We start from the raw sequence: 11,019 nt of genomic DNA on the forward strand, positions 1-11,019 counted from the left end.
GGCCGAGGTCGACACCCCGGCGGCTCGGCAGGCGGCCGCTACCGTGAAGTCGTCGGCCTTGCCGGAGTCAACGCAGCGGTAGCGAGTCACTCGGTCGACTCCCTCACCCAGAAGGCTCATGAGCTCGCCCCGCAGGTCACGCTCCATACGCAGCTTCGCGTTGTCCCGCTCCAGCTCCCGCAAGCGAGCCCGTTCCTCGGTACCCAGCCCTTCCTGTTGACCGCGGTCGATACGGGCCTGCTTGACCCAGTTGCCCAGCGTAGAGTCATAAATCCCCAGACACCGGGCTGCTTCGGCCACCGACTTACCACCGGTCAGCACCAGCTCCACGGCATCCCGCTTGAACTCCGCCGAGAACTTCCGACGAGTTCGTCGTTGCTCTCCGGTCACACAGACACTCTCCAACCAACTCAAGTGTCCGGCCCAGCGGGGGAAGGTCAGTCTTCGAGTTCGGTGACGCGCAACCACTCGTCGAGCGCGTAGCCGAGTGTGACGGATGAACTAGCTGATCGCTGGCTATCGACCTGTGTTAGTAGCCGATTGAGCGCCTTCTCCGCGCGTTTGCGAGCTGCCTTGTCGGTGCCGTCGATCTTCTGCCGAAGGTAGGAGCGCTTGCCCGTCACAGGACCGTGCCCGGCATAGACCACCACGCGCAGGGAGTTGCTGCGCTGCTCTATACGACCCCGGCGTCGCCCCTCAGTATCCACACCCATAGCCGTGCGTGTACTCGCACCCACGGCTGCACCCAATGGTCAACATCGTTGACGGGTATCCAGTTGTTGGCCCAGGTAAGACCTGGTGCCCCCGGTGCGACTCGAACGCACACTACACGGATTTTGAGTCCGCCGCCTCTGCCGTTTGGGCTACGGGGGCGATGCGCTACGACTGTACGCGATGCTTGATCACGCTCGTCATTCAGGTCTCCCCGACCGAGGCTGATGGCCTGCGCATGAGCCGTGGCTCACGCTTGACGTGCACCGTTCCCCATCCCGGGTCTACTCCCGGTAGGCTGGCTGCGCACACCCATCGCCCCCCACCCACGTACGCAGGAGGACTCCGGTGACGGAATCGGCCACCGAAGCCCAGCGTCGAGTGCTCGTCGCGGAGGATGAGGCTCTGATCCGGCTCGACCTTGTCGAGATGCTGCGGGAAGAGGGCTACGCCGTCGTCGGTGAAGCTGCAGACGGAGAGCAAGCCATCTCGCTGGCAACCGAGCTGAGGCCAGATCTGGTGATCCTGGACGTCAAGATGCCGAAGATGGATGGCATCGAAGCCGCGTCGAAGATCACTGGTGATCGCATCGCCCCGGTCGTGATCTTGACGGCGTTCAGCCAGCGTGAGTTGATCTCGCGGGCGCGGGACGCCGGAACCATGGCCTACCTCGTGAAGCCGTTCGCCAAGCGCGAGCTGGTGCCCGCCGTGGAGCTGGCGGTGAGCCGTTTCTCGGAGCTGCAGGCGCTCGAGGCCGAGGTCGAAGGGCTCAACGAGAAGCTGGAGACCCGCAAGGTCGTCGACCGTGCCAAGGGGCTGCTGATGAGCGAGCAGAGCTTGAGCGAGCCGGAAGCGTTCCGCTGGATCCAGCGCACCGCCATGGACCGCAGGACCACCATGAAGGAGGTCGCGGAAGCCGTGGTGGAGGGAATCGGAAAGTAACGCGTCCCCTGCACGGGTGGGGCTGTTCGCATGGGCGGCAGCGGCGACAGGCCGGTCGGCGTAGGCCATTCGTCGCAACACACCGGGCGGAGCCGGCGCGTCCCGGCCGTTGAGCTGGGCACGTCCGTTTCCGGCTCCGGCGGGCTCGATCACGATGTGAGAACGGACAGTGAACAACTCTGGGCAACACGGGGCATCAAGGCTACGTTCAGTCGCCGGAAACATGCGACGCTTCGTACTACGGTGTGATCCACCGGAGTTCGAGGACTGAGAAAGTAGACGGGATTCGGTCTGTGAAAGCACGGAGCGTTCTTGTGCGCGCGCTGGCCGTGATAGCGCTGATCGCGCTAGCGGTAATGGCGCCCGGTGCGGCGCTGGCGGACGAACACGAGGCGGTACAAGGCACCATTACCGACCCGGACGGTGAGCCGCTCGCCGACCTGACGATCACAGCCAACCGCGACGGCGCGGAGGTCGGCAGCGATACCACCGACGAGGAGGGAGAGTGGGAGATCGAGCTTCCCGAACCGGGAAGCTACGACGTCGAACTCGACCTGGACACGCTGCCGGAGGGGCTGGTCCCGCGCGAGGTCGGCGGCGAGGTACTCAGCGACATCGAGGTCGACGAAGGCCAGCAACGGACACTCATCTTCCAGATCGTCCCCGAGGACGAGCAGGAGGACCCGGCCACCGAACCGGACGAGCCGGCCGAGGAAGGGGAAGCTCCGCCTGAGGGGGCCGGAACCGACTCGGATACGGGCGTGCCCGGCGAGACCGAGACCGACCTCGAGACCCCCGTTCCTCCGCAGCACGCGCCGTTCCATGAGCGGCTGGCGCAGGTCCTGCTCAACGGGCTCCAGTACGGCGGCATCATCGCGATCGCCGCTGTCGGCCTGTCCCTGGTCTTCGGCACGACCCGCCTGATCAACTTCGCGCACGGTGAGCTGGTGACCTTCGGCGCTATCGTGGCGTTCTTCGTCAACGCCGCGGCCGCGGGGCCGGGGCTGCACCTCATCCTGGCGATAGCGGTCGCTGTCATCGCGGGCGCGCTACTGGGCGGCGGGCTCGACCGAGGTCTCTGGCGGCCGCTGCGCATGCGCAGGACCGGCCGGATCAACATGTTCATCATCTCGATCGGTCTCGCGCTGTTCCTGCGGCACCTCCTCCTCGTCATCTACGGGTCCCGGCCCAACTCCTACGCCGAATACCAGATCCAGAGCACGATCTCGCTGGGCTGGGCGGAGATTACCCCGCGGGACCTGACGATCCTGGTCGTGTCGGTGATCGTGCTGTTCGCGGTCGCGCTCATGCTGCAGCGCACGCGCATCGGCACGGCCATCCGCGCGGTCTCGGACAACAGGGACCTCGCGGCGTCCTCCGGCATCAACGTCAACTACGTGATCCTGGTCGTGTGGATGCTCGCAGGCGGGTTGTCGGCCTTCGGCGGGGTCATGTTCGGGCTGACCGAGGTCGTGTCCTGGGATATGGGCTTCAAGCTCCTGCTGCTGATGTTCGCCGGGATCATCCTCGGCGGCCTCGGCAGCGCGTACGGCGCGATGGTCGGCAGCTTCGTCGTCGGCATCGTCGCGCACCTGTCGACGCTGTGGTTCCCGGCGGAGCTGTGGAACGCCTGGGCGCTCCTGGTGCTGATCGTGGTCTTGATCGTGCGGCCGCAGGGCATCCTCGGCCGCAAGGAACGGGTCGGGTGAGGGGGAAGACATGGACTACTCGTCGATCCTGACCAGCGGCGTATACGGTGCCCTCGGCCCGGTCGCGATCGGGTACGTGCTCGCGGCCATCGGGTTGAACATCCACTTCGGCTACACGGGCCTGCTCAACTTCGGGCAGGTTGCCTTCATGCTCGTCGGCGCCTACGGCGTGGCGATCTCCGTGTCGACGTTCGGCCTGTCGATGTGGGTGGGCGTGCTGGTCGGCATTCTCGCCGCGGCCGTGCTCGCGCTGATCCTCGGTATCCCGGCGCTTCGGCTGCGTTCGGACTACCTGGCGATCTCGACCATCGCCGCGGGCGAGGTGCTCCGGCTGTTCTACCGGTCGAGCGTCGCCGAACCGCTGACCGGCGGCGTCTACGGACTCCAGCGGTTCGGTGACGACCTCCTCGACCTCAACCCGGTGCCTCCGGGCATCTACGAGGTCGGTCCGCTCGCGTTCACCGCGCGCGACGTATGGCTCATGAGCGTCGGCTGGGGCCTGGTGGCGCTGGTCGTCATCCTCGTCTACCTGCTCATCCACAGCCCGTGGGGTCGCGTCATCCGTGCCATCCGCGAAGACGAGGAGGCCGCGCGCAGCCTCGGCAAGAACGTCTACGCGTACAAGCTGCAGAGCCTGGTGCTCGGTGGCGTGATCGGCGCGCTCGGCGGGATGGTGTTCACCATCCACCAGCAGTCGGCGCACCCGGACGGTTTCGACCCGGTCGTGACCTTCTTCCTCTACACCATGCTCGTGCTCGGTGGTGCCGGTCGCGTGTTCGGCCCGGTACTGGGTGGGCTGCTGTTCTGGTTCCTGATGCTTTCCTTCGACGCGTTCCTGCGGGAGCTGATGGCTACCGGGTACATCCCGCCGGAGATCCTCGTGCCATCCGACGTCGGGGCGCTGCGGCTGGCACTGGTCGGGCTGGGACTGCTGCTGTTGATGGCGTTCCGGCCGCAAGGGATCCTGGGGAACAGGAGAGAGATGGTGCTCGATGTCCGATAGGAATAACGCCACCGCCGCCCTTGCCGATGTCGCCGCCGAACCCGGCGTTGCCAAGCCGGATCCGCTTCTCGTCGCCGACAACGTGCAGCGATCCTTCGGTGGGTTGCACGCCGTCGATGTGGATCACCTCGAGATACAGCGCGGCGCGATCACTGCATTGATCGGGCCGAACGGGGCGGGCAAGACCACCCTGTTCAACGTGCTCACCGGCTTCGACCGCGGTGGATCCGGCGACTGGCGGTTCGAGGGGAAGAAGATGTCCCGCCTGCCTGCGCACCGGGTCGCGCACCGGGGCATGGTACGTACCTTCCAGCTGACCAAGGCCCTGTCCCGGTTGACCGTGCTGGAGAACCTCCAGCTCGGGGCTACCGAGCAGCGTGGCGAAGCCATGTTCGCCTCGGTGGTGCGACCACTGTGGCGACGCCAGGAACGTGCGATCATCGAGCGTGCCGATGCGCTGCTCGCCCGGTTCCGGCTCGACCACTTGCGTGACGAGTTCGCCGGGACGCTGTCCGGCGGGCAGCGCAAGCTGCTCGAGCTGGCCCGCGCCCTGATGGTGCAGCCGAGGATGCTCATGCTCGACGAGCCCATGGCCGGGGTGAACCCCGCGCTGACGCAGTCCCTCCTCGAGCACATCACCGACCTGCGCGACGAAGGTACGACGATCTGCTTCGTCGAACACGACATGGACATGGTGATGGGCACCAGCGACTGGGTGGTGTGCCTGGCAGAGGGCCAGGTGATCGCCGAAGGGCCCCCGCAGGCCATCGGCTCCAACCCCGCCGTGATCGATGCCTACCTCGGCAAGCAGCACGGAGCACCACCCGCGGAGGAACTGACGTCATGAGCACAGAAGAACCGGCGCAGCAGGATCGGGGAGAGAGCACGGCCGCGCCCGAGGGCGCTGCGGCGGCCGATAGCGGTGCGGCGGAGCGCTCCACCGGCAGCGAGGTGATCCTGGATGCCGTCGAGGTGGTGGCAGGCTACGTTCCCGAGGTCAACGTACTCACCGGATGCAGCCTCGAGCTCGGCGAGGGCGAGCTGGTCGGTGTGATCGGGCCGAACGGAGCGGGCAAGTCCACGCTGATCAAGGCGATGTTCGGCCTGGTTCCCGTCCGGGGTGGATCGGTGCGGTTCCGGGGTGCCGATATCACCGGCGCGCAAACCCACACGCTGGTCCAGCATGGCCTCGGCTATGTGCCGCAGCGTGACAATGTCTTCCCCGCCCTGACGGTGGAGGAGAACCTGCGGATGGGGACGTTCCTGAAGCCGAGGGAGTTCGAGCGGCGGTTCGCCTGGGTCACCGAGCTGTTCAGCAGGCTGGCCGAGCGCCGTAAGCAGCGCGCCGGCTCGCTGTCCGGTGGTGAGCGGCAGATGCTGGCGATGGGGCGCACGCTCATGGCAGAGCCCGAGGTGCTTTTCCTCGACGAGCCCTCGGCCGGGCTGTCCCCTGCGAACCAGGACCAGGTGTTCGGGCAGGTCCAGCGCATCAACGATACCGGCGTCTCGATCGTCATGGTCGAGCAGAATGCCCGCCGCTGCTTGCAGATCTGCGACCGGGGCTACGTGCTCGACCAGGGGCGCAACGCCTACTCGGGCGCCGGTCACGACCTGCTGCATGACCCGAAGGTGATCGAGTACTACCTCGGCACACTCGCCACGGTCGATTAGGGACCGGCGGCCCGCCGCGCAGGGCCGTGCAGCCGAACCGGTAGCACGAGGGAGTTCGCACGGGCCAGGAACCCACGAGAGAGGAATCGGGCCCCAGCGTGACGCTGGGGCCCGATTCGTTCACGGCATCAAAGGCAGAGTGTCACCGTCACTCGGCCTCGTCCATGGTGACCGTCTCCTCGTCGACGTCCGCCGTCGTGCCGTCCTCATCGACTTCGTAGATGCCGATGGTGGACTGGCTGGGCTCACCGTTCTCGGTGAAGTCCAGCGGACCGCTGACACCGTTGTAGTCGATGTCGTCACCGTCGGACAGCAGGCCCTTGCACTCCTCGAAGGTGGTGCACTCGGTGCCGTCGCGCGTGACACCGACCATCTCCTGCTGGATGTCGGCCGGGTCGGTGCTGCCGGCCGCCTCGGCCGCCAGCGCGATCGTGATGACGCAGTCGTACACCTGCGGCGAGAACTGGAAGCCCTCGAGATCCGGAGCGTACTCCTGCAGGTCCTCCTGGAACTGCTCGTCCTCCGGGGCCGCCGGAGCGGTGCCCTTCATGCCTTCCAGCACGCCCGGGTCTTCGGAGGAAACGAGCTCACCGAGGTTCTCCTCCTTGAGACCATCGGCGCCGTAGATGCCGATCTCGTCCGGGCCGAAGCCGCCCTCGATCAGGCCCTGCAGCACCTGCACGCCTTCCTCGAAGCTGACGATCACGACAGCGTCCGGGTCGCCGTTGGTGAGGTCGCTGACCACCGGATCGAAGTTGGTCGACCTCGGGTCGTAGGTGGTGGTGTTCACGACCTCGGCGCCCGCCTCTTCGAGAGAGTTCTCGGTCGCCTGCAGCAGGCCACGCCCGTAGTCATCGGCACGGGCAGCCAGCGCGACGCGGCTGTGCCCGTCGCCGACGATGGTGTCGGCCAGCACCGGACCCTGCATGACGTCGCTGGGTGCGGTGCGGAAGTAGAAGTCGCCGTTCTCCAGGTCGGTGAACGTCGGCGCGGTGTTGGAACCCGAGCACTGTACGACTCCCGCGTCCATGACCCTGTCGACGAAGGCCAGCGACTTGGCCGAGGATGCCGCTCCGATCAGCGCGTCCACGCCTTCACGAAGCACCTCGTCCGCCGACTGGGATGCCACCGACTCCTGATCGGACTCGTCTCGGCCGACCACTGCGGGCAGTTCCTGGTCCAGTACACCGCCAGCGTCGTTGATGGTTTGCATGGCGAAGCCGAGTGCCTCGATCTGGGGCGGCCCCAGGAACGCCAAGTCACCCGTCTCGGGGAGGACATAACCGAGCTCCAAGGGTTCGGCCGAGTCCTCCCCCGTGTCCGCACCGTCACCGTTGTCGTCTGCGCACGCGGTAACTACCAATGCGGTGGCGGCCACCAGGGCCGCCATGCGCAACCCATTGGATAATCCCACTATCTGCCTCCGGGGGGTTGTACCTGCACGGACGGGGCCTTCCGCACAGGACGGCCACACTGGTCGCCGGTGTGCCCCATTCCGTATGGTCCGTGCGGATCCTAACGCTGCGTAGGGGAACGAACGAGGGTTTCGAACCAATCGCGATCTTTTCGCAACACGGTCACGACCTGACCGTGCCTATCCTGCTCCCGGTGCGTTTTCCCTGATCACACACGTGAGGCGTGCCGTACAGGTGCGGCGGTCGCGCTCGTCGGTGATCACGATGTCCGCCGTGATGGTGCCGCGGCCGACGTGCAGGGGCGTGGCCACGCCGGTGACGGTGCCGGACCGCACCGCGCGGTGATGTGTGCAGTGCAGCTCGAGCCCGACCGCGGCCCGGCCCGCACCGGCGTTGAGACCGGCACAGATCGACCCGAGCGTCTCGGCCAGCGCCGCATTGGCGCCGCCGTGCAGCAGCCCGTACGGCTGGAGGTTGCCCTCGACCGGCATCGTCGCGACGATCCGCTGCGGATCCCACTCCGTGACGGTGATGCCCAGCTTGTCGTCGAGCTGCTGGCCGGCTGCGCCGGGGTCGGCGCCGGGGACGTCGGCCAGAGACGGGGGCGCCTCGTGCGACGCGGTTGACTCGCTCACCAATGACTCCTTGCGCTTCGTGTCTCGTACTTCTCCCGACGGCACGTTCGTGTGTCGGCTCCGGAGCCTAGACTCCCGGGTGTGAGCCCACAGCAGAACACCCAGGTAGCGAACGACACAGCTGGAGCCGAGCAGCCCGCGACGCCGAGACTGCTGCTCATCGACGGCCACTCGATGGCTTACCGCGCGTTCTACGCGGTACCGGCCGACCGCTTCCGTACCACGACGGGGCAGGTCACCAACGCGGTCTTCGGGTTCACCTCCATGCTCATCAACCTCCTGCGCGACGAGCAGCCCACGCACCTCGCGGTCGCCTTCGACGTGTCGCGCCAGACGTTCCGCTCCGAGACGTATGCCGAGTACAAGGCCACCCGTTCGGAGACCCCTGAGGACTTCAAGGGGCAGGTATCGCTGATCACCGAGGTGCTGGAGGCGCTGAACATCCCGATCCTGCGCAAGGACAACTACGAGGCCGACGACATCATCGCCACGCTGACCACGCAGGCGCGCGCGGACGCCTACGACGTCCTGATCTGTACCGGGGACAGGGACGCCCTGCAGCTGGTCGGCGAGGGCGTCACGGTGCTGTACCCGCGCAAGGGGGTCTCCGAGCTCGATCGCTTCGACCCGGACGCGGTGCAGGACAAGTACGGCCTCTCACCGAGCCAGTACCCGGACTTCGCTGCGCTGCGCGGCGACCCGTCGGACAACCTGCCCGGCATCCCCGGGGTGGGGGAGAAGACGGCGGTCAAGTGGATCAAGCAGTTCGGCTCCCTCGGTGAGCTGGTCGACCGGGTAGACGAGGTCAAGGGCAAGGCGGGTGAGGCGTTGCGCGAGCATCTGGACAGCGTGCTGCGCAACCGTCAGCTCACCGAGCTCGTGCGCGACCTCGACCTCGACCTCCGGCCGACCGACCTGAACGTGCAGACCTGGGACCGCGACGCTGTGCACCGGCTGTTCGACGAGCTCGAGTTCCGTGTCCTGCGTGACCGGCTGTTCGCGACGCTGTCCGGCTCCGAGCCGGAGGCCGAGGAAGGGTTCGAGGTGCGGGGTGGCAAGCTCGAGCCGGGGACGCTGGGGGAGTGGCTTCGTACGCACGCCGCCCCCGGCAGCACCACCGGGCTGGCAGCGCGGACCTCCGGGGAGGTGCTGGTCGCCGACCTGCTGTCGCTGAGCTTGGCGGGCGAGGACGGCGAGGGGTGCTACCTGGACGTCACGCAGCTCGACGCCGCCGACGAGTCCGCCCTGGTGGCGTGGCTGGCCGATCCCGAGGCCCGCAAGGTCGGCCACGCGTGCAAGACCACGCTGCATGCGCTGCGCGGCCGTGGCTGGGCAGTCGAGGGCCTGACGATGGACACCGCGCTGGCGGCCTACCTGGTACGCCCCGGTCAGCGCTCGTTCACGCTCGACGACCTGGTGCTTCGCTACCTGGGCAGGGAGCTGCGCTCGGACGGCGCGGCGGAGCAGGGACAGATGTCCCTGCTCGACTCCGGCTCCGGCGACGACGAGCTGGTGCGCGTGGAGCTACTGCGTGCCGGAGCCACCCTGGAGCTGTCCGGGGCGCTCGCCGAGGAAGTCGACAGTATCGGCGCCGGCCGGCTGCTCAGCGATATGGAGATGCCACTGCTGCAGGTGCTTTCCGAAGTGGAGCGTTTCGGCATCGCCGTGGATACCGAGCAGCTCACGGCGCTGGAAGCCCACTACGCCGACCGCGTCAAGCAGGCAGCCGAGGAGGCCTACGGCGTGATCGGTAAGCAGATCAACCTCGGATCGCCCAAGCAACTGCAGGTGGTGCTGTTCGACGAGCTGGGAATGCCGAAGACGAAACGCACCAAGACCGGATACACCACCGACGCCGATGCGCTTCAGGCGCTGTACGCCAAGACCGAGCACCCGTTCCTGCAGCACCTGCTGGAGCACAGGGACGCGACCAAGCTCAAGACCACGGTCGAGGGCCTGCTCAAGGCCGTCGCCGAGGACGGCAGGATCCACACCTCACTGCAACAGACGGTGGCGGCGACCGGGCGGCTGTCCTCGACGGACCCGAACCTGCAGAACATCCCGGTGCGGACCGAGGAAGGCAGGCGCATCAGGGACGCGTTCGTCGTCGGCTCCGGCTACGCCGAGCTCATGACCGCCGACTACAGCCAGATCGAGATGCGCATCATGGCGCACCTGTCCGGCGACGAGGGGCTGATCGAGGCGTTCAACTCGGGCGAGGACCTGCATACCTACGTGGCGTCGAAGGCGTTCGCGATGGAGCCGACCGAGGTCACGCCGGAGCTGCGGTACCGGGTGAAGGCGATGTCCTACGGGCTGGCTTACGGGTTGTCCGCCTACGGTCTGGCTCAGCAGCTGCAGATCTCGGCCGAGGAGGCCAAGCAGCAGATGGACACCTACTTCGCACGGTTCGCCGGGGTGCGCGACTACCTGCACACGGTGGTTGCCGAAGCGGGCAAGGTCGGCTACACCGAGACCATCTTCGGCAGGCGCCGGTACCTACCCGACCTCGGCAGCGACAACCGGCAGCGCAGGGAGATGGCGGAGCGCATGGCACTCAACGCGCCGATACAGGGCAGCGCGGCCGACATCATCAAGGTTGCCATGCTCGGCGTGCACCGCGCGCTCGGCGAGCAGGGGCTGCGCAGCAGGGTGCTGTTGCAGGTGCACGATGAGCTGGTGCTCGAGGTCGCCGATGGCGAACGCGAGAGCGTGGAAGCCCTGGTCCGCGAGCAGATGGGCTCGGCATACGAGCTGTCGGTTCCCCTCGAGGTCTCCGTAGGCGTCGGCCAGTCCTGGAACGCCGCTGCCCACTGACGGCCGGGGTGCGCTGAATGAGGTTCTCCTCGGGTTTGTGTGGGTGGTGTGCGCGGTAGGTGGGGGTGGTGTGCCGGCTGTGTCAGGCGTGTGGTGATTGTGCGGCGTGGATGAGG

General features: G+C 67.1%; 10 protein-coding genes and 1 tRNA gene. 6 read left to right on the forward strand and 5 right to left on the reverse strand.

The genetic code is table 11. The features are described 5' to 3' along the window. The 3 genes from CHB84_RS21555 to CHB84_RS21565 form a co-directional block, all read right to left on the reverse strand. Positions 1-390: transposase (locus CHB84_RS21555; RefSeq protein WP_141134777.1), on the reverse strand; the 390-nt coding region annotated here is incomplete at its 3' end. A gap of 47 nt (positions 391-437) precedes the next feature. Further along, positions 438-713: a hypothetical protein gene (locus CHB84_RS21560; RefSeq protein WP_176440081.1), complete on the reverse strand. Its 276-nt coding sequence runs from the start codon at positions 711-713 to the stop codon at positions 438-440. Between the two features lie 83 nt (positions 714-796). Next, positions 797-873 (reverse strand) — tRNA-Leu (locus CHB84_RS21565). Positions 874-1,059: 186 nt separating this feature from the next. On the opposite strand from CHB84_RS21565, the gene CHB84_RS21570 reads away from it, so the two are divergent. The 5 genes from CHB84_RS21570 (at position 1,060) to CHB84_RS21590 (ending at position 6,036) form a co-directional block, all read left to right on the forward strand. Beyond that, complete coding sequence (locus CHB84_RS21570) at positions 1,060-1,653, forward strand: ANTAR domain-containing response regulator (protein WP_089303488.1); 594 nt, start codon at positions 1,060-1,062, stop codon at positions 1,651-1,653. A 293-nt stretch (positions 1,654-1,946) separates the two neighbouring features. Further along, positions 1,947-3,362, forward strand: a complete 1,416-nt coding sequence (locus CHB84_RS21575) for a branched-chain amino acid ABC transporter permease (protein ID WP_217898686.1) — start codon at positions 1,947-1,949, stop codon at positions 3,360-3,362. Between the two features lie 10 nt (positions 3,363-3,372). Further along, positions 3,373-4,365, forward strand: coding sequence for a branched-chain amino acid ABC transporter permease (locus CHB84_RS21580; RefSeq protein WP_089303489.1), 993 nt, complete (start codon positions 3,373-3,375; stop codon positions 4,363-4,365). Next, the gene (locus CHB84_RS21585) at positions 4,355-5,212 is read left to right on the forward strand and encodes an ABC transporter ATP-binding protein (RefSeq protein ID WP_089303490.1); all 858 of its coding nucleotides are present in this window, start codon (positions 4,355-4,357) and stop codon (positions 5,210-5,212) included. Before CHB84_RS21580 ends, CHB84_RS21585 begins: the two co-directional genes overlap by 11 nt. Next, on the forward strand, positions 5,209-6,036 hold the full coding sequence (locus CHB84_RS21590) for an ABC transporter ATP-binding protein (protein ID WP_089303491.1): 828 nt from the start codon (positions 5,209-5,211) through the stop codon (positions 6,034-6,036). The genes CHB84_RS21585 and CHB84_RS21590 overlap by 4 nt, the downstream gene beginning before the upstream one ends. A gap of 148 nt (positions 6,037-6,184) precedes the next feature. On the opposite strand, the gene CHB84_RS21595 is transcribed toward CHB84_RS21590, so the two are convergent. Together CHB84_RS21595 and CHB84_RS21600 are read right to left on the reverse strand one after the other, a co-directional pair. Continuing rightward, positions 6,185-7,450, reverse strand: a complete 1,266-nt coding sequence (locus CHB84_RS21595; protein WP_245818893.1) for an ABC transporter substrate-binding protein — start codon at positions 7,448-7,450, stop codon at positions 6,185-6,187. Between the two features lie 180 nt (positions 7,451-7,630). Continuing rightward, entirely contained in the window at positions 7,631-8,086 is a 456-nt protein-coding gene (locus tag CHB84_RS21600; RefSeq protein WP_425432329.1) for a hotdog fold thioesterase, read from the reverse strand. Between the two features lie 81 nt (positions 8,087-8,167). Between CHB84_RS21600 and polA the strand changes: the two genes are divergently transcribed. Continuing rightward, positions 8,168-10,903, forward strand: a complete 2,736-nt coding sequence (polA, locus tag CHB84_RS21605) for a DNA polymerase I (RefSeq protein WP_089303493.1) — start codon at positions 8,168-8,170, stop codon at positions 10,901-10,903. The last annotated feature ends 116 nt before the right edge of the window (positions 10,904-11,019 follow it).

The organism is Haloechinothrix alba (assembly GCF_900188115.1).
GTDB classification, from domain to species: domain Bacteria; phylum Actinomycetota; class Actinomycetes; order Mycobacteriales; family Pseudonocardiaceae; genus Haloechinothrix; species Haloechinothrix alba.